Here is a 25,376-nt window from a genome sequence, read left to right as displayed (position 1 = left end):
CTCAGCCCCGCACGCCGCGATAGATGCCGCGTCGCACGATCCACGGCTGCACGATGTGCCGCACCGACCAGGCCGGGAACCGGAAGGCGTGGCCGGTCGGGGCGAACACTTCCAGTCCGTCGGGCTGTGCGCCGAGCACCGAACCCCACCGGGTCTGCGGCGGCCGGTACTCCCGCAGGGGGCGAGAGGCGAACTCGGCGAGGATGTTTCGGGCCAACAAGCCGTCGGCGCGGTTACGCGCCGACGATCGCAGCGGATCGGTGGCGGCGACGTCACCGATCGCGAACACCCCGCGATGCCCGGGTACCCGCAGGTCCGCGGTGACGCGGACGAAGCCATGCGCATCGAGCAACTCGGCGGGCAGCCAATCGGTGTTCGGCCGCACCGCACCGATCGCCCAGAGCACTGCGTCGGCGGGCACCGCGGGCTGACCGGTGGTGAACGTAACTGGGCCGCTGGTGATCTCGTCGTAGCCGGCAGGCACGACAGCGCGGTGGCCCGGGTGCAGCGCCACCCCGGCATCGGCAAGACGACGCCGTACGCGCGCCCAGGCCCGTCGGTGGTGTCCGGGCAACGCCCGCGGACCCGGGAAGTACAACGCGACGCGCTTGTCCGGCCACGCTCGGGCGACATTGGCGGCCGCGCTCACCGCGGCAGCCCCGCCACCGACCACGACGACCGATTCCGACGCCGCGAGCCGCTCGTGGGCGGCCCGCAGCTCGGCGCCTATCTCACCGGTCGACTGCAGTGTCGGTCGACGCCAGAAACCGTTGCTGACACCGGTCGCGATGACCAGCGCGTCGTACGACTCGCGGCTCAGCACCCCGTTGGCCCGCGCCACTTCGACGGTTCGGCCGGCGAGATCCATCCCGGTCAGCGTGCCGTGCACGGTGCGCACCCGGTCGAGACCGCGAAACCGGTCGAACCCGATCCAGTAGTCGCGCGCCCAGTCGTCCGGCCGGGCCAGCCGTGCCCCGAGTTCCTGCCCGCTGACCAACCCCGGCTTGACCGATACCCCGACCACGTCGGCCTGATGTGCCAGCCGGATCGCCGTGAGAACCCCGGTGTCGCCGAGCCCGGCGATGACGACCCTTTTGCGGCCCATGCCAGCCACGCTATCCGTAGGGTTGGGCCCATGAGTATCCGTACAGGTGCAGTGTTCAGACCGGATTTCCCGCCCGCGAGCCTGCGCACGGTCGCCGCCGCGGCCGATGCGGCCGGTACTGACGAATTGTGGCTGTGGGAGGACTGCTTTCAGCAGGGCGGTGTCGCTCAGGCCGCCGTCGCACTGTCGGCGTCGGAACGCCTTGTGGTCGGTGTGGGATTGATCCCGGCCCCACTGCGCAACGTGGTGAGCACGGCGATGGAGTTCGCCACCCTCGAGGCGATGTTCCCGGGGCGCATCAGGATCGGCGTCGGGCACGGCATCCAGGACTGGATGCGGCAGGCCGGTGCCGCGGTCGCATCCCCGATGACCCTGCTCCGCGAATACGTGCTGGCGTTGCGGGCACTGTTCGCCGGGGAGACCGTCACGGTGACCGGGCGTTATGTTCAGCTGTCGGAGGTTGCGCTGGATTACGCACCACCACAACGACTTCCGGTGCTGATCGGCGGAACGGGAGTGAAGACGCTGCGGTTGGCCGGCGAGATCGCCGACGGCGTGATCCTCGACAGCGGCTACACCCGCACGTCGGTGGGCGCCGCGCTGGCGCATGTGGCCGCGGGGCGTGCCGGCCGCAGCGACCCGTTCGACACCGTGGGATTCATCGCGTGCGCGCCGGGTGAGGACGCCGCTGCTCAGCTGGCCCAGAAGGCTGCCGCATCAGGGTTGGCACCCGAAGACGGTTTCGGGGTGGGCGGCACGGCGACGGATATCGCGACGGGCCTCAAGCCGTATCTCGACGCCGGGTTGAGCACGCCCGTTCTGCAGCCCCTCGGGGCCGTCGACACCATGACAGAGTTCGTCGCGGTGTGCGGGGAAGTCGCTTCGCGGATCGATTCGGTGGTAGACCAAGGGATTTGAGCGCGGCGTCCGTCACTCATCACCGTGCTTGACGTGCGGCACCGGGGTGCCCTCCTCCGCCAGCGTCTCTTCCTCGATCCTCATGGTCATCGGTTGCCGGAAGCCACGGGTCAGGTACACGAGCAGGATGAGGCCGATGGCGAACCAGATGGCGCCGTATTCGAGCGCCTGGATGTGCAGCTTCGACCACAGCACCAAGGTCATGCACATGCCGATGAACGGCAGCACGATGTTGATGAAGATCTCTTTCGGTGTCCGTCGCTGCTTGAGCCGGAACGCGAAGTAGACGATCACCGTGAGGTTGACGAATGTGAAGGCGATGAGCGCGCCGAAATTGATCATTGCCGAGGCGAATTCGAGGGTGAACTTGATGGCCAGCAATGACACGATGCCGACGATGACGACGGCGTGGGCCGGGGTCAGGAAGGTCGGGTGGATATAGGCCAGGTACTTCGAGATCCGGCCTTTGCCGTTGCGGGCCATGACGTAGACCATGCGCGACACGCTCGCGTGCGACGACAGGCTCGACGCGACCATGGCGGCCAGCGCGGCCGAGGTGAACAGGATCTTGAAGAACTGGCCACCCACCTTCAGCGCCATCTCGGGCAGCGTGTCGTCGGTGACCTCGAAACCGTCCAGGTTGGGGAAGACCGACTGGCTGAACCACGCCGCCACGAAGAAGATGGCACCGCCGATCAACAGGGCCAGGACGATCGCCTTCGGCACGGTGTTCGGGGTCTTGGCTTCCTCGCTGTACATCGTGATCGCGTCGAACCCGATGAAGGAGAAGCACACCACCGTGGCTCCGGTGATGACAGCCGACATGTCGACACCCGCGTGGTAGAGCGGATCGAGCGTCAGCGCCGTGCCCGCGCCCATGCCGTGTCGTAGCGACAGCCACGCCAACACGATGAAGACGCCGATCAGCACGGTTTGGAACACCACGAGGATGCCGTTGACGCGCGAGGTGCCCTTGATGCTCCACAGGTTGAACGCCGTGATCACGCCGACGTAGACCACGACGAACACCCAGGACGGCGCGTCCGGGAAGAACGATTCGAAGTAGATGCGGCCGATGACCGCGTTGACCATGGGCAGCAGCAGGTAGTCGAGCAGCGACGACCAGCCGACCAGGAATCCGGCGTTCGGGTGGATGACTTCGGAGGTATAGGTGAACGCCGAACCCGCCGACGGGTAGACGCGGGTCATCCGGCCGTAGCTGATGGCCGTGAACACCATGGCCACCAGCGCCACCAGGTAGGCGAGCGGGACCACGGAGTTCGTCGCCTCCGAGACGAGGCCGAACGTGTCGAACACCGTCATCGGGGTCATGTAGCCAAGCCCGAGACCGACGATCGCCCACATGCCTAGCGAACGAGACAGGTGTGGCGATCCGACTCCTGTAGTCAACTGTTCGCTTTGCGCCACAGTGATCACCTTCCACCCAGCCGATGTGGTTTCCGCCCGGCCGGCGCATTCGACGCGTCGGCGAAGCTCCGCGGTGGGCCTGTCGTGTCCACCAGGTGTGGCGAGTATTGCACTGCCAGGCTCGCCGAACTGCCGTATCAGTCAACTCCCCCGCGCAACGCGCGAACAGTTTTGGCAACTTCACAGCAACTATTCAGATTCGGCGCGGTGGCGTCATTCGCCGCCGGATCGGCCGCCCGGAATCTGTGCTTCGGAAACGGCGTTGGAAGAGGAATCCCGGCAAGAGAGGGACCCCGATGACCACAATTCACGCGCTGCTGCGCCGGAAAGCACTCCCTGCCGCTTCCCGTTCTCGGCGTCGTTACCCGTCGCGTTTCAGCTATCTGGACCGCGCGGAGATGCAACGCGAGATGTTGCGGCTGTAGGGCTTGCACAGCTCGCCGGTAAGCATCGACATCGAAACGCCTTGATAACAGCCGGGTTACGCCGGGCGCGGCCGCGCGGGGATCACAGGCTGCATTGTTAGCTTGCCGATGTGACGGGGAGGTATTTGGGCCGAATGGTACGGCGGCTGGCGGCCACCGCAAGCGCGACGTTGTTGGTGTCGGCACTGCTGAGTGTGGCCGTGGCGCAGCCTGCGTCGGCCTACTCACGCAAGGGCCTGCCGGTCGAACAACTCGAGGTCCCGTCGCCGTCGATGGGACGCAACATCAAGGTCTCGTTCCAGCCCGGCGGCGGTCCGGCCAGTGCCGGCGGCACGCCCGCGCTGTATCTGTTGGACGGCCTGCGCGCCCAGGACGACGAGAGCGGCTGGGACATCAACACCGCGGCGTTCGAGTGGTATTACGAATCGGGTCTGGCCGTCGTGATGCCGGTGGGCGGGCAGTCCAGCTTCTACACCGACTGGTACCGACCCGCGGCGGGAAACTCGGGCACCACCACCTACAAATGGGAAACGTTCCTCACCCAGGAGCTCCCGGCCTGGCTGGCCGCCAACCGCGGCATCCGGCCGACCGCCAACGCCGTCGTCGGGCTCTCGATGTCCGGCGGTGCGGCGCTGACACTGGCCATCTGGCACCCGGCGCAGTTCATCTTCGCCGGCGCCCTGTCCGGTTTCCTGAACCCGTCGCAGGGATTGTGGCCCACCATGATCGGCTTCGCGATGAAGGATGCCGGCGGCTACAACTCCACCGACATGTGGGGTACCGCCAATGATCCGGCTTGGCGACGCAACGACCCGATGGTCAACGTCGGGCAGCTGGTCGCCAACAACACCGCGGTGTGGGTGTATTGCGGCAACGGCATCTCCTCTGACCTCGACTCGGCCGGGGGCGGCTTCGGCCAGATGTACAGCGCGCAGTTCCTGGAGAACATCACCGTGGATTCCAACAAGGAGTTCCAGAAGCGCTACCAGGCCGCCGGAGGCCACAACGCGATCTTCAACTTCCCGCCCAACGGCACCCACAGCTGGGGCTACTGGGGCGCTCAGTTGCAGCAGATGAAGCCCGACCTGCTGCGGGTGCTCGGTGTCGGCGTCCCGCCTCCGGCACCGGCTCCAGCGCCCGATGCTGCGCAGGTACCGGGTGCGGCACCCGTCCCCGGTGCGGCTCAGGTGCCCGGTGCGGCTCAGGTGCCCGGTGCGGTGGCGCAGGTACCTCAGGCCGCTCAGGTGCCGGCAGCGGTGGCGCCCGTACCCGCGGCGTATCCCCGGTAACCGGCTCCCACCGGCCCGGGCATGACACCCGAGATCTCGCGCCAGCATTTCCTGCGGGGCGCGCTGGGTCTCGCGACTGCCGCGGCGCTGGGAGCGTGCCGTGACGGGAGCCCATCCGCGCCCGGCGGCTCCACGACGACCGCCGGAACCACGACAACAGCGGGCCCGCCGGATTGGAGCGCTCTGGCGGGCACGCTCGACGGACACGTCATCCTGCCGGCCGACCCGCAGTTCGGTTCTGCCAAAGGCGTTTTCAACACCCGATTCGCCGATTCCGCTCCGGTGGCGGTGGTCGCCGCAGGCTCGCCGGGCGACGTGTCGAAAGCGGTCGCCTTCGCCGCTGCCCACACCATCAAGATTGCGCCCCGTAGCGGTGGGCACTCGTACATCGGCGCCTCGGCAACGTCGGGTGCGATGGTCATCGACCTGCGCGGGCTCCCCCGCACCATCGACTACGACGCCGGCTCAGGTCTGGTCACGGTCGCGGCCGCCGTCGATCTCGACGCGGTGCAGAGCGCGCTCGCCGAGCACGGCCAGTCCATACCGACCGGCAGCTGCCCAAGCGTGGGGGTCGCGGGTCTGACGCTGGGTGGCGGGCTCGGAGCGGACGCCCGGCGTTACGGACTGACGTGCGACAGCCTGGTGTCGGCGACCGTTGTCGTTCCCGGCGGCGACACCATCACCGCGTCATCCGATGAGCACGATGACCTGTTGTGGGCGCTGCGCGGCGGTGGCGGCGGGTGCGGCGTCGTCACCTCGTTCACGTTCCGCACCTTCGCCACCGTCGAACGTGACGTCGTCACGCTTGTGTTCCCCGAAACTGCTGCGGCACAAGTGATCTACGGATGGCACGAGTGGCTGGGCACGGCGCAGCGGGAGACCTGGGGCATGCTCAACCTCACCTCCGGTCCGGGCCCCGAGCTGCAGTGCACCATCGTGTTGGCGACTGCGGCCCACACCGGCGACCAAGCGGCCTCGGCCCTGGCGGCCTCGATCGGCATGGCACCGGTGAGCACCAGAACCCAGACCCTCGGGCATCTGGACTTGGTTCACTATTTCGAAGGTGGCAGCGACGCTACCCGGCCTCGATCCTTCGTCGCGGGTTCGGACGTCATCGCGGAAATGACCCACCCCGCTGCAGAATCCATCGTCGCCGCAATGTCGGCCTGGCCGAAAGACGCGGGTGCCGCTACCGCCGTCATCGAATCCCTCGACGGCGCGATCACCGACACGGCACCCGACGCCACCGCATTTCCGTGGCGGCGGCAAGCCGCGTGTGTGCAGTGGTACACGGAACCGCCGTCACCCGCCGCGGTCGAATCCGCCGCCGGCTGGCTGCGCGACGCCCACCAAGCGGTGCAGGCGGCCTCAGTCGGCGGATACGTCAACTACGTCGAAGCCGGTATGCCCGCGGCGCGCTACTTCGAACACAACCTGGATCGGCTCAACACCATTCGTTCGCACTACGACCCCTCCGGCCTGATCTACTCTGCGTTGGGCGCGCAATGACCAGGCACCCGCCGAGACCGACGGAGCACGATGAAACTACGACGGATCCGTACCGAGACCGGGCTGCAGCTCGAAGCTGCTGATGCCGAAGGCAATTGGACCGCGCAGGCGGACTGTACCGCGCTCGGCGGCAGGGTGTTCGACGCCGCGTGGGAACAGGCCGCCGCCGAACGCCAGCTGCGGCACAGCCGGCATCTGCTGCCGTTTCAACCGCTGTCGTTCCGCGACTTCATGCTCTACGAGCAGCACAACATCGACGCGGCCCGCGGTCTGATCCAGCGGTTCCACCCCGGCCTGCACCGCGTCACCGCGCTCTACGAGCGGGTGACCGGCCGCCCGGTGCCGCAGTTCAGACCCAAGCCGCTGTTCTACCGGCAGCCGATCTACTACATGTCCAATGCACAGACCTTCGTGCCGAGCGGTACGCCGATGCCCATGCCGAGCTATTCGCGGGCGCTGGACTTCGAGCTCGAGCTCGGATTCGTACTGGCCGCACCGCTGCTCGATGCGACTCCGGCCGAGGCCACGGCCGCGATCGGGGCATTCGTGGTGCTCAACGACTTCAGCGCCCGCGATGTGCAACGAGCGGAGATGGCGAGCGGGCTCGGGCCGCAGAAGTCCAAGCACTTCGCCAGTTCGATGTCGGACACCGCTGTCACCGCCGACGAGATCCTGCCCCGTATCGACGCGATCACCGGATCGGTCGCGATCAACGGGTCTGCGATCGGCACCGTCTGCAGCGCCGGGATGCAGCACACGCTCGGCGAGGTCCTCGCGCACGCGTCGCGCAGCGAGCAACTCCTGCCGGGCGAGCTTTTCGGCACGGGGACGTTACCCGGGGGCAGCGGCATGGAGACCGGGAACTGGCTACGTGAAGGCGACACCCTCACACTGAGGCTCGACGGCATCGGCGAGATCGAGCACGTCATCGGCTAGCGTCACGACGGCGTAGCCAACGACGCCCGCCGATCGACTCAGCCACGATAAACACCCAAAAGGACGGTAGCTGGCGAACCTCGTGTATCGCCAGCTACGGTACTTGAAATGTCGTACATTCCGCACATGCGGAGGTGTGAGGAATCATGGCTCGTGGGGTGATCGGGGCGCCGCAACAGCTTCATCAGTTCGACTGGCTCAGCACGTACATCCAGGACCGGGGTCTGCGGCGCCGTTGGCAGTGGGTGACCGCGCTGTACACCGCGGTGCTCGCCGCGCTTCCGCTGTTGATGCTCTGGAGCCCGAACGGTCCCGATCATCCGCTCTCCAGGGCTATCGCGGTGGGTACCGCGGCAGTCGGATTTCTCGGTGCGTTGGTGTGGCTCGTGCACTGGCCGACCAGAGGACAGTCGTCGCTGTTCCTGCTGGCGGCAAGCGGGATGACGGGTCTGGGCTGCGCGACGCTGTCCAATCCGTACTCGGCACTGATGGGGTGTGTGGTCTTCGCGGTGCTCGGCGGATTCATCGCGTACTTCCACACCCTGCGCTATGTCATCGGCAATTTCGCGGTGTGCGCGCTGTGCGCGGCCGTCTTCGCGTTTCGGCTCATCAAAGACACCGGCGACATCGCCCTGGCCGTCGCCGCCACGCTGACGGTCGCGGCGCTCAACGTCGGTGTGCCGTTCGGGATCCGGTCGCTGGTGCACACGCTGCGTTCGGATCTCACTGTGTCCGATCATGATCCACTCACCGGACTGCACACCCGACGCGCCTTCTACCGCACCGTGCAGGGCTTGGTGCGCCAGCAGGCCGCAGGGGCGCATCTGGTGGTCCTCGTGATCGACCTGGACAACTTCAAACTGCTCAACGACACATGGGGACATGCGCGCGGGGACCGCGCGCTGGCCCGGGTCGGCGCTGCGCTGCGGGACAACTGCCCGTCGGCATCGGTGATCGGGCGGCTGGGGGGCGAGGAGTTCGTCGTCGCCGACCTTCATCGCACACCGCGACCCAACGAACTCGCCGAGCGAATCTGCCGCGCGATCGCGGCCATCCCCTTCCCGACCACTGCCAGTGTCGGTAGCGCCAGCGCTCCGCTCGACGCCGCCGCAGCGGCGCGCGCACCGCAATTCCTCGACGACGTCATCGACGCCGCCGACCTGGCGATGTACGCGGCCAAACACGCGGGCGGCAACCAGGTTTGCCACTACGTCGATCTGCAACCCGCGGCCGCGGCCGAACCAGACGGGTCGTGACGATCAGTTCTGGATCGCGTTGATCGCCTTGTAGATCCGCTGCTCGCTGACCGGGCGCGGCGTGCCGAGCTGTTGAGCCCACAGGCTCACCCGGAATTCCTCGATCTGCCAGGCGATCTCCTCCACCTTCGGATCAGCCGCGCGGGCCGCCGAAAGTGCTTGGACCACATCGTCGTAGGCATCCTCGACGGCGTGAACCCGGGCCATGCGCTCCCGATCGGCCGCTACACCCTGGGGTAGCCGCTCGAGCCTGCGGGCGATCGCGGTGACGTAGCGGGCCAGGTCGGCCAACCGTGTGGCACCCGCAGCAGTCACAAAACCCTTGGGCAACAACCGATCCAGTTGGGCCCTGATATCGGCGACCGCGTCGGCTTGCTGCGGCGTCGGCTTGTCCGGCAGGGCCACCTGCACCTCGTGAGCTGCGGTCAGCACGGCCTGCACCCGGTTGACCACCGCGGTGGTGGTCGGTCCGAGTTCCTTGGCCGCTTGCTGCACCAGCGCGGTGAACTCGGCCTTCGTCCACACTGCCCGCTTGAGCAGAACACCGGCCGCCGCGTCGGCGCAGTCGTCGAGCAGGGCGGCGAGCGTGCCGTCGGGATTGGCGTTGAGGGTAAGGCGCACGCGGGGACTCAGCCCGCGTTCGATCGCCTTGACCGGCGACGGCACCGTGAGCCGCAACAGTCTGCGCAACCCAGGCCGCATCGCCGCGGCTTGCTCGGCCTGAGTCGCAAAGACCCGGATATCCACGGCGTTACCGGTATCCACGAATGCCGGATACCCGCGAACAGTGTGGCCTGCCGAGGCTGTCTCGACAGTGCGGGGCAGCTCGTCGAGGTCCTCGGGCCAGCCTCGCAGACCGGTCCGTTCCAGGTCACCTCCGACGGCGTCGGCCACCGCCTGGGCGACCGGCACGGCCAATTGCTCGCGCAGCGCATCGATGTCCTTGCCGCGCGCCACCTCTTTGCCGTCGGCGGTTTCCACGGCGAACGTCATCCGCAGATGGTCGGGGACCTTGCTCAGGTCGAACGCGTCGATCGGTACCAAAATGCCGCTGCGCCTGCGTAGTTCACGCTGCACCTCGTCCAAAAGGGACGCCGCGGAAGCGTCGATGTCGCCGAGGATGGCGCGGGCGGTGTCCGGGGCGGGCACGAAGTTGCGTCGCAGATCCTTGGGCAGGGATTTGATCAACGCTGTGACCAGTTCTTCCCGCAAAGCCGGTACCTGCCAGGCGAAGCCGTCTCCGCCGAGCCGGGCCAGCACTCCCACCGGCACGTGCACGGTGACGCCGTCGTCGGCGGCTCCAGGCTCGAACCGATAGGTCAGCGGGAGCTGCAGATCGCCCGCCTGCCAGGTGTCGGGATTGTCCGCCCCGTCCTCGGACCGCAACAGATCGTCGCGACTGAATGTGAGCAGATCCGGTGTGCGGTGCCGTTGCTTCTTCCACCACGCGTCGAAATGACGCGCCGACACGATGTCAGCTGGGATCCGCGCGTCGTACAGCGCGTAGATGTCGTCGTCGCCGACCAGTAGGTCACGCCGACGGGCCCGTTCCTCGATCTCCTCGAGTTCCGCACGCAGCCGGGCATTGTCGCGGAAAAAGTGGTGTCGGGTCTGCCAATCGCCTTCCACCAGCGCGTGCCGGATGAACAACTCACGGGCGAGGTCGGGTTCGATCGAGGAGTATCCGACCTTGCGGCGCGGAACGAGCGGCAGCCCATAGAGCGTTACCCGCTCGAAGGCCATCACCTCGCCCCGCCGGGCCTCCCAGTGCGGCTCACTGTAATTGCGGTGCACGAGATGTCCCGCGACCCGCTCGATGGCCTCCGGTTCGGCCCTCGCGGCGATCCGGCCGAACAGCCGGCTGGTCTCCACCAGGTCGGCCACCACGATCCAGCGTGGCGGCCTCTTGGTCAGCACGGAACCGGGAGCCAGCACGAACTTCGAATTGCGGGCGCCCGCGTAGTCCCTGGTCTCGCCCTCGCGCAACCCGACATGGGACAGCAGGCCCGCGGTCAGCGCGGCGTGGATGCTCGCAGGCTCGGCCGGCTCGTCGCTCTCCCTGATCCCGATGTCGCGCGCAATACTGCGCAGCTGCCCCACCAGGTCCTGCCATTCCCTGATCCGCAGGTAGTGCAGGAACTCATCCCGGCACATCCGCCGGAACGCGTTGCCGGAGCGCTCGTTTCGCTGCTCGCGCAGGTAGTTCCACAGATTGAGGTAGGAGATGAAATCGGAGTGGTCGTCGGCGAACCGGGCGTGCTTCTGCCGGGCGGCGTCTTCCTTGTCGGCCGGACGCTCGCGCGGGTCGGGGATCGACAGCGCGGCGGCCAGCACCAGTACCTCGCGCACACAGCCCTCGGTGTCGGCCTGCAGAATCATCCGGCCGACCCGCGGGTCGAGTGGCAGCCGGGCCAGGCGGCGTCCGACGTCGGTCAGTGCCCCCACCGAATCGAACGCGCCGAGCTCCTGCAGCAGTTGCACACCGTCGCGGATGCTGCGCTGATCGGGCGGATCGAGGAACGGGAACTGCTCGATATCGCCGAGTCCCAGCGCCGCCATCTGCAGGATGACCGCGCCCAGATTGGTGCGCAGGATCTCCGGATCGGTGTAGCGGGGCCGGGATTCGAAGTCCTCCTCGGAGTACAACCGGATGCAGATACCGGGTGCGGTACGACCCGATCGACCGGCCCGCTGCGCCGCCGACGCCTGCGAGATGGGTTCGATGGGCAAGCGCTGCACCTTGGTCCGGCGGCTGTAGCGGGAGATGCGCGCAGTCCCGGGGTCGACGACGTAGCGGATGCCCGGAACCGTGAGCGAGGTCTCGGCGACGTTGGTGGCCAGCACGATTCGCCGTCCGGTGTGACTGGGCTGGAACACCTTCTGCTGATCGGCGGTGGGCAGCCGCGCGTACAGCGGCAACACCTCGGTGTTGCGCAGATCCTTCAGAGCCTCAGCGGTATCCCGGATTTCGCGCTCACCGGACAGGAACACCAGCACGTCGCCGGGTGGTTCGGATTCCAGCTCGCGCACAGCGTCGACGATGGCCTCTGTCGGGTCCCTGATCTCGGTGCGCACGATCTCGTGATCGGGGTCGTCAGGATCATCGTCATCGTCGGACACCACCGGCACTTCCAGTGGCCGGTAGCGGATCTCGACGGGGTACGTGCGGCCGGACACCTCGACGATGGGAGCGTTGTTGAAGTGGCGTGAAAACCGCTCCGGCTCGATCGTCGCCGAGGTGACGATCACCTTGAGATCGGGGCGCCGCGGCAGCAACTCACGCAGATACCCGAGCAGGAAGTCGATGTTGAGGCTGCGCTCGTGGGCCTCGTCGAGGATCAGCGTGTCGTAGCGCAGCAGACGCCGGTCGCGTTGGATCTCGGCGAGCAGGATGCCGTCGGTCATCAATTTGACCAGGGTGGAATCACTGGCCTGATCGGTGAACCGCACGGTGTAGCCGACCGCCTCGCCCAGCGGGGTACCCAGCTCGTCGGCGACGCGCTGGGCGACCGTCCGCGCCGCCAGCCGACGGGGCTGGGTGTGGCCGATGGTGCCGCGGATACCGCGCCCCAGTTCCAGGCAGATCTTGGGGAGCTGGGTGGTTTTACCCGAACCCGTGGCGCCGGCGACGATCACCACCTGGTTCTCGCTGATGGCCTTGGCGATCTCGTCGCGTCGCGCAGTGACCGGCAGATCCGGGTAGGTGATGGTCGGGACGGCGGCCTGCCGGGTGAGCACAAGAGCCTCGGCCGCGGCGAGCTGTTCGACGAGATTCGCGGGCACATTGCCGCCCCGCAGATTCTTCAGCCGGCGGCCGAGCCGGGCGGCGTCACGGATGGTCAGGTCGTCGAGACGGGAACGCAGCTCAGCGACTGACGGTTGGGACACTCGACCAAGGATAGGTGTATGACCAAGTGTGATACAGGTCATAGCGTCTACTGAGCTGGCAACCTCCGGTTCCGTAGCCGTAGGTTGCCGCAACCTACGCTTGCGTACCCGAACTGGCGTCGGCGACGCTTGCCGATCGTGGGTCATTACATCGCCAACGTCCGGGACATCGAGTTCAACCTGTTCGAGGTGCTCAAGCTCGGGGAGGTCTTCGATTCGGGGTCCTACGGAGATCTCGACAGCGACACCGTGCGCACCATGCTGGACGAGGTCGCGCGCCTGGCCGAAGGCGCGGTCGCGGAGTCCTTCGCCGAGGCCGACCGCAATCCGCCGCAGTTCGACCCCACCACCCACGAAATCTCCGTTCCGGGACCGCTCGCCAAGACCGTGCAGGCGGTCAAGGATGCCGAATGGTGGCGCATCGGCCTTGCCGAGAACGCCGGCGGCGTCCCCGCACCCGCGGCACTGGTGTGGGCTGTCCAGGAAATGATCATGTGCGCCAACCCGTCTGCCATGTTCTTCTTCGGCCTGGGACCGGCGATGGCACACACCTTGGCCGAGGTGGGCACCGAGGAGCAGCAACGCTGGGCGCGCATGAGCATGGACCGCGGTTGGGCAGGCACCATGGTGCTGACCGAACCGGACGCCGGCTCCGATGTGGGCGCGGGCCGTACCAAGGCGATCGCCCAACCCGACGGAACGTGGCACATCGAGGGGGTGAAGCGGTTCATCTCCGGAGGCGACGTCGGCGACACCGCCGAAAACGTGTTCCACCTCGTCCTGGCCCGCCCGGAGGGAGCGGGGCCCGGCACCAAGGGTTTGAGCCTGTTCTATGTGCCGAAGTATCTGTTCGACCCGGACACCCTGGAACTGGGCGCGCGCAACGGCGTATATGTCACGGGCGTCGAGCACAAGATGGGCATCAAGTCTTCTCCCACATGCGAACTCACCTTCGGCGCCGACGACGTGCCTGCGGTCGGGTACCTCGTCGGCGACGTCCACAACGGCATCGCACAGATGTTCCGCGTCATCGAGAACGCCCGCATGACGGTCGGGGTGAAATCGGCGGGCACGCTGTCGACGGGTTACCTCAATGCGCTGGCCTACGCGCGTGAACGCCTGCAGGGCTCCGACATGCTCGCGATGGCCGACAAGACCGCGCCCCGCGTGGCCATCATCGAACACCCCGATGTGCGGCGCAGCCTGCTCACCCAGAAGGCCTACGCCGAGGGCCTGCGCGGCGTGTATCTGTACACCGCTGCGCACCAGAATTCCGATGTGGCACTGCATGTTTCGGGTGCCGACGCCGAGCTGGCGCATCGCGTCAACGATCTGTTGCTGCCGATCGTCAAGGGCGTCGGCTCCGAACGCGCCTACGAGGTGCTCACCGAATCCCTGCAGACCCTCGGCGGTTCGGGCTTCCTGCAGGATTATCCGATCGAGCAGTACATCCGCGACGCGAAGATCGACTCGCTCTACGAGGGCACCACGGCCATCCAGGCGCTGGATTTCTTCTTCCGCAAGATCGTGCGCGATCAGGGCAGTGCGCTCGCGCACGTCGCCGCGCAGATCTCGGCGACCATCAACGCCGAAAGCACTGAGCTGCAGCCCGAGATCGCCCGGCTCGCCACCGCCCTCACCGACGTGCAGGCCATGGCCGCCACGCTGACCGGCTACCTGATGTCCGCGCAGGAACAGCCCGAACAGTTGTACAAGGTCGGGCTGGGATCGGTCCGGTTCCTGCTCGCCGTCGGCGATCTGCTGATCGGATGGCGACTGCTGCACGGCGCGCAGATCGCTGTGGCGGCGCTGGCAACGTCGAGCGAGCGCGACCGGCCGTTCTATCAAGGCAAGGTCGCGGCCGCGAAGTTCTTCGCGCACAACATGTTGCCGCTGCTCACCTCGGTCCGCGAGATCATCGACTCGATCGACGGCGACGTCATGGAGCTGGACAACGCGGCGTTCTGAGGGCGCTGCGCGAGGATGGTCCCATGGCCGACTACGTGATTCCTCCGCCCTGTCAGGCGTCGGTTCCGGTGAGCAACGGACCCGCACGCTTTCCGATCCGGAGAGTGTTCTGCGTCGGTCGGAACTACGCCGCGCATGCGCGCGAGATGGGCAAGGACCCCGATCGTGAGCCGCCGTTCTTCTTCATGAAGCCGGCCGACGCGGTCGTCGACGCCGCGGGCACCATTGCGTACCCGTCGTTGACCTCGGCGTTGCACCACGAGATCGAGCTCGTGGTGGCGTTGGGGTCGGGCGGGCGCGACGTCGCCCCCGGCGACGCGTTGAACCTGGTGTGGGGCTACGGCGTCGGCGTCGACCTGACCCGCCGTGACCTGCAGGACGAAGCCAAGCGGCTGAGCCGGCCGTGGGACTGGTCCAAGGGTTTCGACGCGTCGGCCCCGTGCACACCGATCCACCCCGTCGCCGAAGTCGGCCACCCGGAGGCCGGCGAGATCTGGCTGCGGGTCAACGGCGATCTCAAACAGCGTGGCGATCTCGCGGAGTTGATCTGGTCGGTCCCTGAGGTCATCAGCGCCATATCGACCGCGGTGGATCTCGCGGCCGGTGATCTCATCTTCAGCGGCACACCCGCCGGAGTCGGCCCCATGCAGCCTGGCGATGTGGTGTCCGGCGGCGCCGCCGGTGTCGCGGAATTCACGTTCACGGTCGGCCCGCCAGTCAGTCCGTGACGCGCGTGACCCGCCGTCACAGACCCGGTTCCCCTTCACGATCGGTGCGGGAAATACCATGAGGCGTGGCATCGAAAGTACTGTTCATCCGCAACGACCCCGCCGAACCCGGGACGACGCTGGGTGAGGCCTTCGCGGAAAACGGATTCGACGTAGACACCTTCGCCGTGGTCCCGCGCGATCAGCTGGAAAACCCGGCCATCGAGGTGGACTTCCCCGACCTGACCCGGTACGACGTGGTGGTCACGATGGGTGGGCGCTGGGGCGTGTACGACGACGCCCTGCGCGCGACCTGGGTTGGCGCTCAGATGGCCGCACTCCGGGAAGCTGCCGACGCCGGCGTGGGTCTGCTCGGCGTGTGCTTCGGCGGCCAATTGCTCGCCCAGACCTTCGGTGGGTCCGTCGGCCAGACGGATGCACCCGAGGTCGGCTGGTATGACATCAGCACAGACGATCCGCAGCTGATCCCGCCCGGCCCGTGGTTCCAGTGGCATTTCGATCGCTGGACGACACCACCGGGCGCAGTCGAAATCGCCCGCAACGGCAACGCGCCGCAGGCGTTCGTGCTGGGCCGCACGCTGGGCCTGCAGTTCCACCCCGAACTCGAGCCGGCGCTGCTGGAGGTCTGGATGAGTGAAGACGAGCAGGGCGCAGCCGCCGCTGCGGTCGGCCTGACCCACGATGACTTACGTTCGCGGACAAAAGAACTCGCCGACGATTCCGCCGCACGCATGCGCGCGCTGGTTCGCGGTTACCTGTCCCGGGTGCTCCGCGCCGCGCCGCAGTCCTAGAGAACTCACGTTCCCAGCTGATCCGCCGCCCTCTTGACCTGCCGTCCGGCGCTGCCGACCTGACGAACGGTCAATGGCCGCAACGGGTGTACCCCGAGAATGAGGGCGACCCGGTGACGGGCGTCGAACACCGGCGCGGCGATGGTGGCCACCGGTCGCGGGGTGTTCGCGGTGTCGTCCGTCGGCTGTAGGCCCATGGTGATGAACTCGGCGAGCAGTTGGTCGGTGATGCCCCGTACGTGGTCGGGTAGGCCTTCACTCGGGAGGGTCCCCATGACTTGTGCGGCCCGGGTCAGATCCGGTGTCGTCCAGTCGACGTCGAAACCCCGGTCCCGCGTCTGAGCCAGTACCTGCTCGAGTCGCTCCCCGATGGCGCCTGGCGCCCGCTCGACCCAGGCGCGTCGGCCGTCGGTCGTGTCCCACGCCGCGAACGCCACTCCGAACGGCGGCGCGTAGCGGATGCGGTCCCCCGGCACGCCCGCCGGGTGCTCGCCACCGTGGAAAGCCGTGATCACCAGTTCGTCGTCGACGCGCTCGACGACGGACGCGGCATATCCCAATTGCCGCGAAAGCTCGTGTGCGGCAATGCGAGCGGCGTGTGCCAGCGGTCGCACAGCATCGGTACGGGCGGCCACCACAGCCAGGCCCGGCCCCAGCGCGAAGGCCTTGTCCGCCGGATCGCGGATCAACCAGCCGCGATCACACAGCGTCGTGAGAATCGCGTGGGCGGTGGCCTGCGTCAGATCCAGGGCCCTGACGATGTCGGAGAACCGCAACCGCTCATTGCCCGGCCGGGCCAGCAACTCCACCACATCGAGTACCCGGGCCGTCGGAGCCGATGCCGCACGCACTCTTGACGCCCCTTCCACCTGTTCCTACAGTCGAGCTTGTTATTTCGAGATGCTATCTCGATTATTCGAGAACTGGTAGGTGTGAATGCGTGCAGCCGTCCTGCGGGCTGGTCAACTCGCCGTCCGGGAGATCCCCGACCCTGTTCCCGGCCCAGGCGAACTCCTCCTGAAAATCAGCAGCACCGCGATCTGCGCCTCGGACGTGCACTTCATGGATCACCCGGACCTCGGGCGCACCGATCCGACCGGCCGTTCGCTCTACGACGCCGACCGCGACGTCGTCCTGGGCCACGAGTTCGTGGGTGAAGTCATCGGGCACGGACCCGGATGCACCGACCAGTTCCCCGTCGGCGCCCGCGTGACCTCCATCCCGATCCGGCTCGTCAACGGCGGCGCGGACGGCGCCCACATCATCGGGCAACACCCCGAATCCCAAGGCAGCTTCGCCGAATTGGTCGTGGTGTCGGAGTCGATCGCGCGTCGCGCCGACGGAGCCGCATCCGACGATGCCGTCGCATTGACCGACGCGTTCGCGGTCGGTGAATTCTATGTGCGCAGTGCACGTCTCGAGCCGGGCGAGATCCCGATCGTCATCGGTGCCGGGGCCATCGGACTGTCCGCGGTGGCAGCTCTGGCCCGCCGCGGTATCGAGCCCGTCATCGTCTCGGATTTCTCGGCAGACCGTCGAGAACTCGCCCGCACCAGTTTTGGTGCGCACATCGCGGTCGACCCGGCACAGCGTTCACCGCTCGACGTCTGGCGCGAGGTCCGCGCAGAGCGCAACCTGTGGGGGCCTGCGGTGGTGTTCGAGTGCGTCGGAGCGCCCGGCCTCATCGGACAACTCGTCTCGCAGGCCGAGATGGGGACCCGAATCTACTGCGCCGGCGGCTGGTACACCGGTGACACCCTCGACATCACCACCGCGACCCGCCAAGGCGTCACGCTGCAATTCGGCGGCGGGCCGTGGCCGCAGGACTGGTACGGCACGCTGGAGGCCATCGCCGCGGGTGACCTCGACCCCACACCGAGCATCGGCATGGTCGTCGGGCTCGACGACGTCCCCGATGCGATCGACCTGGCCCGCCGATCAGCCGGTCCGCCCCGAATCATCGTTCGTCCGAACGGAGTTCACCGATGACCGACCGGGAGGACATCACCGAGGTTCTGGTGCGGTACGCCACCGGGATCGATCGCCGCGACTGGCAGCTCTTCCGCACGGTGTTCACCACCGACTGCGCACTGGACTACGGCGACATCGGATCGTGGTCGGGAGTCGACGAGGTCACGACGTTCATGGAACAGGCCCACGCCATGGCCGGGCACACCATGCACCGGCTGAGCAACCACGCCATCACGATCGACGGTGACACCGCGTCGGCGCGCACCTACGTCGACGGCCTGATCCTGGGCCCCGCCAACGCCTCCGGCGTCAACGCCGTCGGCTTCTATGACGACGAACTGGTCCGCACCGCCGAGGGCTGGAAGATCGCACGCCGTCGGTTCACCGCGGTACGGGTCGTGGGGCTGGCGTTCGGCGCCTCCGACGGGGTGGGCTGAACCTCAGACCTGACCGGGCGACCAGTAGGCGAGCATCTCGGCGAACGTCGAGAACGCGGGCTTGGACACGCCGTAGGCCGCCTCGAAGTGGATGCTCAGCGGGAAGCCGAGGTCGGCGACCCCGTCGATCACCCGCTTGTACAGATCCAGCATCAGCTTGCGCTTCTCTTCCGGGTCACGCTCGGCCAGCTGGCTGACGAACTCCTGCTCGGCAGCCACGGCCTCGTTGCCGGGATCCTGGATCAGCCAGTTGATCAGGCCGACCTTGGTCTCCATCTTCGGCACGAAACCGAACGACAGCAGGATCTCGGGCCGGTGGTCGGTGGTCTTGGCGAACTCTTTGAGGAATCCGACGATGGTGTCGGAGTACAGCAGCTGCGTCATGCCGTACGTCGCGCCACGCTCGCACTTGAAGTTGAACCGGCCCTGCTCGCCGTCGCGGGTCGGGATCAGGATGGCGCCTCGGTTGGGAACCAGCTGCTCGTAGATCGACAGCGCATCAGTGGGCGCGACACCCTCACCCTCGCCGTCCTTCATGGTGCGGGGAACGCCGACGAACGCGATGCCGTCGAAACCGGCCCCGCTCAGATCCGTCAGTCGCCGGCCCAGTGCCGCCTCGTCGAGGAACGACGTCACCTGAGTGCACAGCCCACGCATCCCGGGCAGTTCGGGCCGCAGGATGTTCCAGTAGTCCAGGACATCCATCCGGGGCTTCATCTCGATCGGACGATCGTCGTCCTCATCGATCATGCCCGGGATCATCACGTGGCCGATCCGGCCGTTGATACCCGTCTCCGCCGCCAGCGCGAGCACTTTGCGCGCTTCGTCTACGGGGTACTGCACGCCGCGTTCCAGGTTCGGCGGGACGAGTTCCAGCGCGATGGTGTTCAGGGGCACGAACTTGCTCCACATCTCATTGCGTTCAGTCGCAGCATGCCGGGCAGCACTGACCAGCAGCGGCCGACGACCTCCAGCCTACGTTTCGGCGCTGCCGCGGTGACGGGCCGGTCACCTCGCCGGCTGCGAAAGTGACGGGGCGCACAGAGTACCGGCGTGATAGACCTCCTGCATGGCTGAACGTGTCTCCTTCTCCAGCTCGACGGGTCCCAAGCTGGCGGGCGTCATCGATCTGCCCGATGGTCCCATTCGCGGCTGGGGCGTGTTCTCACACGGCTTCACTCTCGGCAAAGACTCTCCGGCCGCATCGCGAATCTGTAAGCAGCTCGCAAGCGACGGCATCGGCATGCTGCGCTACGACGCCCTGGGCCTCGGCGGTTCCGAGGGCGACTGGGGTGACGGCTCGTTCACGCACAAGGTGGACGACATCGTCGAGGCGTGCCGGTTCATGTCCGACCGCGGCACGCCCGCCGAGATTCTCATCGGCCATTCGTTCGGCGGCGCTGCGGTGCTGGCCGCGGCGCGGCAGGCCCCGGGAATCCGCGCGGTGGTCACCGTGGGCGCACCGATCGACCCGGTGCACGTCGAGCATCAGTACGACGCCGTGCTCGAATGCGTCTTCGCAGAAGGCAGCGCGCAATGGATGGCCGGCGGCAAGACCCTGACGCTCAAACGGGCATTCGTCGAAGACGTCCGCGCCGCCCACCTGCACGACAAGATCAAGGCCCTCAAGCTGCCACTGCTGATCCTGCATTCGCCCACCGACAACACCGTGGGCATCAAGAACGCCAGCGACATCTTCCGCACCGCGCGGCATCCACGCAGCTTCGTGTCGCTGGAAGGCTCCGAGCATCTGCTCACCGGTCCGGGCCAGGCCAAACGCGCGGGACGCATCATCGGCGCGTGGGCCGACGCGTACCTCGGTGGTGGATAGGGGCTGAGGTAGCGTCTCGGCATGACCGACAAGCCCTTGCACGAGGAGCCGTAATGACTGACTCAGCCACCCAGATCGCATTTGTGCAGGCCACCTGGCACCGCAACATCGTCGACCGGGCGCGCGAGGGCTTCACCGACCGGATCCGCACCGCCGGTTTCACCGCTGACAACCTCGAGTTCTTCGAGGTTCCCGGCGCGTTCGAGATCCCGTTGACGGCAAAGCGGCTGGCGAGCAGCGGGCGTTACCGCGCGGTGGTGGCCGCGGCGCTGGTGGTCGACGGCGGTATCTATCGGCACGAATTCGTCGCGACAGCCGTCATCGACGGGCTGATGCGAGTGCAGCTCGACACCGACGTCCCGGTGTTCTCGGTGGTGCTGACGCCGCATCACTTCCACGAGCACGACGAACACGTCCGGTACTTCACCGAGCACTTCGTGAAGAAGGGCGCCGAAGCCGCCGACGCGGTCACCGCGACCCTGGAGCTGCACAAGACGCTGGGATAACGGCCGAACAGCTGGTAACCCCTCGAAACCGGTTGATCGGCCGACCGCCGATCAACCCTAACATGAATCCCATTCACGTTTGGGCGTGTGGGACCATGCGTAGGTGGTCACCCAAAACGGGTTACGTCGCCGACAACCAGTGCAGGAGCGCAGCAAACGGCGCGTCGAACGCATCATGGCCGCTGCCATGGATCTGCTGGAGGCAGAGGGGGCTGACGCGGTGACCACCCGCGCCATCGCCGAACGTGCTGACGTACCCGTCGCGACGGTCTACCAGTTCTTCCCGAACCGGGACGCCATCCTTTCCGAGATCCTCCTGGAGTATCTCGACCGACGCGATGCCGACGGCGCAGCCATCCTGGGCACGCTGACACCGGGCAGCCTCGGCGAGGTCGTCCACGCGCTCTTCGACTTCCACTACGAACACATGCGCACCCACCCGCAACTGGTCACGCTGCACTACAACAGCCTGGCGCGCGGCCTGCTCGCAGACCCGCGCCTGCGCCGCGCAGAGTTCGCCAGCGCCCTTCATACGTCGCTACTGGCGTGGCGGTTACTGCGTCCCGGCACCGACCCGTTGATCACTGCGGTGGCCGTGGAGATGGGTAACCGCCTGCTCGAAGTCGCCCACCGGGCCGGACCGGACGGCGATCGCGCCGTGCTGGCCGAAGGCGCCCGCGCACTCACGGCCTACCTACAGCTCTACGCGGTCTCCGACGACTGAGCCGGCTCAGATCGGGTTCCGGGCGATGAGTTGGGCCGCGATCACATTGCGCTGGATCTCATTGGTGCCCTCCCCCACGATCATCAGCGGGGCGTCGCGGAAGTAACGCTCGACGTCGTATTCCTTGGAGTAGCCGTAGCCGCCGTGCACCCGGATCGCGTCGAGCGCGATCTGCATGGCAGTCTCCGAGGCGAACAGTTTCGCCATCCCGGCCTCCATGTCCGCACGCTCGCCCGCGTCGAGTTTCTCGGCGGCGTCGAGAGTCAGTAGCCGGGCCGCGCGCTGCTTGGTCGCCATGTCGGCCAACAGGTTTCCGACCGACTGGTGTTTCCAGATGGGCTTGCCGAACGATTCCCGTTCCTGTGCATACCGGACGGCGTCATCGAGCGCGGCCTGACCGACACCGAGGGCGCGCGCGGCGACCTGGATCCTGCCCACCTCCAGGCCGCGCATCATGTGCGCCCAGCCCTTGTTGGGCACGCCGCCCAGGACCGCGTCATTGCCCACCCGGCGCCCATCGAAGGCCAACTCGCACGCCTCGACACCGCGGTACCCGAGCTTGGGTAGCTTCTTCGAAACCACAAGTCCGGCACCGGGTTCGGTGAGTATTACGCTCATCCCGCGGTGGGCCGGGGTGGCGTCGCGGTCGGTGATGCACAGCAGACCGAACAGCCCCGAGTGCGCGGCATTGGAGATCCAGGTCTTGGAGCCGTTGATGCTCCACTCGTCACCGTCGGCGGTGGCCGTGGTCCGCATGGCCTGCAGGTCGCTGCCACCGCCGGGTTCGGTGAGCGCCATGGTCGCCCGGATCGACCCGTCGGCCATCCCCGGCAGATACTTCTGCTTCTGAGCGTCGGTGCCGAAGGTCCTGATCAGATAGCTGATCACCGAATGGCCGCCGATGGCGCCGGCCAGGCTCATCCAACCACGCGCGAGTTCCTCGGTGACGCGGGCGAAGCACGCGGTGCTGACGTCGACGCCGCCGTACTCGGCCGGTGCGAGCAGCCCGAAGAAGCCGAGCCGCTTCATCTCCTCGATGAATTCCTCGGGGTAGATGTCGTCTTGCTCGTAGTCGCGCACCCGCGGCCTGACGCGCTCATCGACGAACTCTGACACCAGTTCGACCATCTGCTGTTCATCGGCGGTCAGCGTTCCGGCAGGCATGCGCTGGATTATGCCCGCGCGTTCGGTACCGAACGCGGGTGCCGCTACCGTTTGGCGCCCACCTCGGCGGGCAACGGCGGCGGTAGCGGTGTGGACGGTGTCGCCGACTCGAGCGGTTGCGGAACGTTCTGCGCCGTCGGCGCGTTCTGCGGCGCCGGAGTGCCCTGAGCCGTCCCCTGCGGTGCCGAGGCACCCGGCCGGTGGAAATCGACCATGGTTTCCTCGCGGATGGTTGTGCTTCCCTGACTGACCACCAACGACTTTGCCGTCACCAGATAGGTGAAACCGCTGGACTCGACCCGGAAGCCGTCACCGGATGGGGTGGCCGGCGCGACGAGTTTGGCGCCGTCGCGTACCCGCACACCGCGGTACTCGAAAGTGTTGCCGGTCTTGCAGATCGCGACGCGGGAGGCGTCGGTACTGCCGTAGAGCACCGTCGCGTCGACGGTGCCGCACCGCGCGGTGGAGTCGACGAACCCTTGGGCGTCGGTGACCGGCCCCGCGGACGCGGGCACGGGCGCCGCCGCCAGCAGCGCCGAACACAACGCACCGGCGGCTGCCAGCTGAGGCAACCGACGCACTGACAACAAAGAACGCACCATCGCCATCCACGACACCACGCGCGACCGTGATGCGGGAGAGCCGAGTCCGAGTTAGCACCCGATCGTTAGCTCCCCGAAACGTCAGAGCCGGCCTGCGACGAAACTGGCCGCCCGCTCGTTGTACGGCGGCAGTTCGTAGTTGCTGTGCGCCGCGCGGTCCCGTCCGCCCTGGACACAGATCGGGTCGCCCGGGCTGCACTGGTCGATGGCCCGGCCTGCGAACAACCCGGTGCTAGACAGCGGTGTGCCGAAGCGCTGACCGGGATTGCCGAACACCGCGACCGCGCGGATCGCGTCCGCGCTCGGCGGGGGCAGCGGCGGCGCCGACCCGAACGTGCCGATTCTGCTGCCGATCGGCGGCACGCCTGCCAGCATCGACACGACCGCCGCGCCCTGGGAGAAGCCGCCCAGCACCAGCTGCGTGCCCGGACATTGCTCTGTCATCCATGCGATGTGCGCGGCCGCGTCGTTGGCGCCGTCGGCCGTGGTGAGGAAGTTGATGCCGGCCGGATAGTTCACGCCGTAGGTACTCACCGAGCGTCCGCCCAGTTGTGGCACCAGGGTGTCGACGAACGCCTGCCCGACCCGTCCGATACCGGGCGGTTCACCTGTGCCTCGCGCGAACACCACGTCGACGTCGGCGCACGGGTCGGCGGCGGCCGGGTGGGCCGAGACCACCACGGGCGTCGCGATCAGCGCGGCCGCCAGCGCCATCCGCAGAATCAGCTGCGTCAGCCCCCGGTGACTCATGCGCCGATAAAAGCACACCGGACCCACCCATCGCGGTCGTTCACGGGTGGGGCTGCTGCTTAGCAGCTTGCCGGGCCTGACGCTCCTCGTAGCGCCGCACCAGTTCGCGGAACCCGAGCCGGTCGTACTTCGGCGTCGGCTGGATACCCCACACGTCGCGCGCGGTGTCCTTACCCGCGGCACCTTCGGGAGGACCGAACATCGGGTAGGGATGCCTGCACTCCAAGGTGTCGTCGGAGTAACGGACTTTGAGTAGCTCGCTGCAGATCTGGGTGAGGCTCAGCGTCGGGTAGCCGTAGTAGACCGCCATGAACGGCAGCGTGAAGGCACCCTCGATGACCAGTGCGACCAGACATACCAATACGGCCCGCTTGATCCACTTGTGCATCCGCGCGTAGTACGGCGTGGTGCCCGGTGGCAGGTCCTTGGCCGGCTCCTGCTGGGTTTCTGACATTGCGTGCTCCTCGGAAAATGTTCAGTCGGAGAAGATTTCGCGGTTGACGGTGTGCAGGTACGGGATGGCGAGGAACGGCGTGATGTAGAAGATGTCGTAGAGCCACCAGCCGACCACGGGAAACACCACGCCCGCGTAGCGGACATCGGCGTACATGGTCATGTTGAACACGTAGCCGATCCAGATGACCACGCCCATCCAGCAGGTCACCACCATCCACTGCTGACCCCACCGCTTCATCTGCAGAAAGCCGACGGCCGCCGCGACCCGCATCGAGAAGACGGTCAGGATCAACCCTGCCACCCAGGCCTTTTCACCCGGCGCGGCCGACCCTCCGACCCACAGCTCGTTGTAATGCCAGAAGTAGCCGGCATCGAACATGTTGCCCCAGCCGATCATCAGGACCCGATTGATCAACGTGTGGTTGGCCACCAGGTCCAGCGCCCAGCCCAGGCTGTTGAGCGCACCGTCGATCAGCACCAGATAACCGATGAGCGTGACGATCATGGGGCGCACCGACAGCCCGGCCCGCTGCGCCTCCCGCTGCAACCACACTCCGCGCATGAAGATGGGGAATCCGATGAGGCCCGGTATCCACATGCCCATCAGCAGCGCACCGACGATCATCCATTTGTCGGCACGGCGTTGGGCAGCTCGCGACTGCTCGTCGTGATCCTCCAGGCTGACGGACCCGGA

Annotated in this window: 24 protein-coding genes; 14 read left to right on the top strand and 10 right to left on the bottom strand. The window is 67.1% G+C overall.

All coding sequences use genetic code 11. The features are described from left to right. Position 1: 1 nt before the first annotated feature. Positions 2-1,105 (bottom strand): FAD-dependent oxidoreductase, encoded by a 1,104-nt coding sequence (locus tag BTO20_RS01555; protein WP_087072796.1) that lies wholly within the window; start codon positions 1,103-1,105, stop codon positions 2-4. Positions 1,106-1,135: 30 nt separating this feature from the next. Between BTO20_RS01555 and BTO20_RS01550 the strand changes: the two genes are divergently transcribed. Further along, complete coding sequence (locus BTO20_RS01550) at positions 1,136-2,023, top strand: LLM class flavin-dependent oxidoreductase (protein ID WP_157680113.1); 888 nt, start codon at positions 1,136-1,138, stop codon at positions 2,021-2,023. Positions 2,024-2,035: 12 nt separating this feature from the next. On the opposite strand, the gene BTO20_RS01545 is transcribed toward BTO20_RS01550, so the two are convergent. Next, a complete protein-coding gene (locus BTO20_RS01545) occupies positions 2,036-3,388 on the bottom strand; it encodes an APC family permease (protein WP_087072794.1) in 1,353 nt (450 codons plus the stop codon). A gap of 359 nt (positions 3,389-3,747) precedes the next feature. Here BTO20_RS01545 and BTO20_RS41045 point away from each other — a divergent pair, with 359 nt between their 5' ends. From BTO20_RS41045 to BTO20_RS01525, 5 genes are all read left to right on the top strand, one after another. Beyond that, on the top strand, positions 3,748-3,876 hold the full coding sequence (locus tag BTO20_RS41045; RefSeq protein ID WP_269770320.1) for a hypothetical protein: 129 nt from the start codon (positions 3,748-3,750) through the stop codon (positions 3,874-3,876). A 134-nt stretch (positions 3,877-4,010) separates the two neighbouring features. After that, positions 4,011-5,165: an esterase family protein gene (locus BTO20_RS01540; RefSeq protein WP_087072792.1), complete on the top strand. Its 1,155-nt coding sequence runs from the start codon at positions 4,011-4,013 to the stop codon at positions 5,163-5,165. Between the two features lie 21 nt (positions 5,166-5,186). Further along, positions 5,187-6,674, top strand: coding sequence for an FAD-binding oxidoreductase (locus BTO20_RS01535; protein ID WP_087072790.1), 1,488 nt, complete (start codon positions 5,187-5,189; stop codon positions 6,672-6,674). 30 nt (positions 6,675-6,704) lie between these two features. Continuing rightward, complete coding sequence (locus tag BTO20_RS01530; protein WP_087072788.1) at positions 6,705-7,610, top strand: fumarylacetoacetate hydrolase family protein; 906 nt, start codon at positions 6,705-6,707, stop codon at positions 7,608-7,610. Positions 7,611-7,756: 146 nt separating this feature from the next. Further along, complete coding sequence (locus BTO20_RS01525; protein WP_232491009.1) at positions 7,757-8,866, top strand: GGDEF domain-containing protein; 1,110 nt, start codon at positions 7,757-7,759, stop codon at positions 8,864-8,866. A 3-nt stretch (positions 8,867-8,869) separates the two neighbouring features. Here BTO20_RS01525 and hrpA read toward each other — a convergent pair whose 3' ends face one another. After that, positions 8,870-12,754 carry an ATP-dependent RNA helicase HrpA gene (gene hrpA / locus BTO20_RS01520; protein WP_198344219.1) on the bottom strand — a complete coding sequence of 1,295 codons (3,885 nt, stop codon included), beginning with the start codon at positions 12,752-12,754 and terminating at the stop codon, positions 8,870-8,872. A 138-nt stretch (positions 12,755-12,892) separates the two neighbouring features. Between hrpA and BTO20_RS01515 the strand changes: the two genes are divergently transcribed. From BTO20_RS01515 to BTO20_RS01505, 3 genes are all read left to right on the top strand, one after another. After that, positions 12,893-14,722, top strand: coding sequence for an acyl-CoA dehydrogenase (locus BTO20_RS01515; protein ID WP_087072784.1), 1,830 nt, complete (start codon positions 12,893-12,895; stop codon positions 14,720-14,722). Between the two features lie 23 nt (positions 14,723-14,745). Next, entirely contained in the window at positions 14,746-15,450 is a 705-nt protein-coding gene (locus tag BTO20_RS01510; RefSeq protein ID WP_087072782.1) for a fumarylacetoacetate hydrolase family protein, read from the top strand. Between the two features lie 65 nt (positions 15,451-15,515). Beyond that, entirely contained in the window at positions 15,516-16,241 is a 726-nt protein-coding gene (locus tag BTO20_RS01505; RefSeq protein ID WP_087072780.1) for a type 1 glutamine amidotransferase, read from the top strand. 5 nt (positions 16,242-16,246) lie between these two features. Here BTO20_RS01505 and BTO20_RS01500 read toward each other — a convergent pair whose 3' ends face one another. After that, positions 16,247-17,092, bottom strand: coding sequence for a helix-turn-helix domain-containing protein (locus BTO20_RS01500; protein ID WP_087072778.1), 846 nt, complete (start codon positions 17,090-17,092; stop codon positions 16,247-16,249). Between the two features lie 85 nt (positions 17,093-17,177). Between BTO20_RS01500 and BTO20_RS01495 the strand changes: the two genes are divergently transcribed. Both BTO20_RS01495 and BTO20_RS01490 read left to right on the top strand, forming a co-directional pair. Then, positions 17,178-18,230 (top strand): zinc-binding dehydrogenase, encoded by a 1,053-nt coding sequence (locus BTO20_RS01495; RefSeq protein WP_087072776.1) that lies wholly within the window; start codon positions 17,178-17,180, stop codon positions 18,228-18,230. Then, on the top strand, positions 18,227-18,649 hold the full coding sequence (locus BTO20_RS01490; protein ID WP_087072774.1) for a nuclear transport factor 2 family protein: 423 nt from the start codon (positions 18,227-18,229) through the stop codon (positions 18,647-18,649). Before BTO20_RS01495 ends, BTO20_RS01490 begins: the two co-directional genes overlap by 4 nt. A gap of 3 nt (positions 18,650-18,652) precedes the next feature. Here BTO20_RS01490 and BTO20_RS01485 read toward each other — a convergent pair whose 3' ends face one another. Beyond that, complete coding sequence (locus tag BTO20_RS01485; RefSeq protein ID WP_087072772.1) at positions 18,653-19,561, bottom strand: mycobacterial-type methylenetetrahydrofolate reductase; 909 nt, start codon at positions 19,559-19,561, stop codon at positions 18,653-18,655. Between the two features lie 157 nt (positions 19,562-19,718). Between BTO20_RS01485 and BTO20_RS01480 the strand changes: the two genes are divergently transcribed. The 3 genes from BTO20_RS01480 (at position 19,719) to BTO20_RS01470 (ending at position 21,710) form a co-directional block, all read left to right on the top strand. Then, on the top strand, positions 19,719-20,480 hold the full coding sequence (locus BTO20_RS01480) for an alpha/beta hydrolase family protein (protein ID WP_087072770.1): 762 nt from the start codon (positions 19,719-19,721) through the stop codon (positions 20,478-20,480). Between the two features lie 53 nt (positions 20,481-20,533). Then, positions 20,534-20,986, top strand: coding sequence for a 6,7-dimethyl-8-ribityllumazine synthase (locus BTO20_RS01475; RefSeq protein ID WP_087072768.1), 453 nt, complete (start codon positions 20,534-20,536; stop codon positions 20,984-20,986). 103 nt (positions 20,987-21,089) lie between these two features. After that, positions 21,090-21,710 carry a TetR/AcrR family transcriptional regulator gene (locus tag BTO20_RS01470; protein ID WP_232491008.1) on the top strand — a complete coding sequence of 207 codons (621 nt, stop codon included), beginning with the start codon at positions 21,090-21,092 and terminating at the stop codon, positions 21,708-21,710. 6 nt (positions 21,711-21,716) lie between these two features. On the opposite strand, the gene BTO20_RS01465 is transcribed toward BTO20_RS01470, so the two are convergent. From BTO20_RS01465 to BTO20_RS01445, 5 genes are all read right to left on the bottom strand, one after another. After that, positions 21,717-22,874, bottom strand: coding sequence for an acyl-CoA dehydrogenase family protein (locus tag BTO20_RS01465; protein WP_087072764.1), 1,158 nt, complete (start codon positions 22,872-22,874; stop codon positions 21,717-21,719). A 44-nt stretch (positions 22,875-22,918) separates the two neighbouring features. Then, the gene (locus BTO20_RS01460) at positions 22,919-23,476 is read right to left on the bottom strand and encodes a hypothetical protein (RefSeq protein WP_408632147.1); all 558 of its coding nucleotides are present in this window, start codon (positions 23,474-23,476) and stop codon (positions 22,919-22,921) included. Positions 23,477-23,557: 81 nt separating this feature from the next. After that, a complete protein-coding gene (locus tag BTO20_RS01455; protein WP_087081439.1) occupies positions 23,558-24,190 on the bottom strand; it encodes a cutinase family protein in 633 nt (210 codons plus the stop codon). Positions 24,191-24,266: 76 nt separating this feature from the next. Beyond that, complete coding sequence (locus tag BTO20_RS01450) at positions 24,267-24,680, bottom strand: hypothetical protein (RefSeq protein ID WP_087072760.1); 414 nt, start codon at positions 24,678-24,680, stop codon at positions 24,267-24,269. A gap of 21 nt (positions 24,681-24,701) precedes the next feature. Next, a complete protein-coding gene (locus tag BTO20_RS01445; RefSeq protein WP_408632223.1) occupies positions 24,702-25,307 on the bottom strand; it encodes a hypothetical protein in 606 nt (201 codons plus the stop codon). Positions 25,308-25,376: the final 69 nt, after the last annotated feature.

It is taken from the genome of Mycobacterium dioxanotrophicus (assembly GCF_002157835.1).
Classification (GTDB): Bacteria; Actinomycetota; Actinomycetes; order Mycobacteriales; family Mycobacteriaceae; genus Mycobacterium; species Mycobacterium dioxanotrophicus.
Note: the sequence above shows the minus strand (reverse complement) of the source record. Positions and strands in the feature narration are given on the sequence as shown.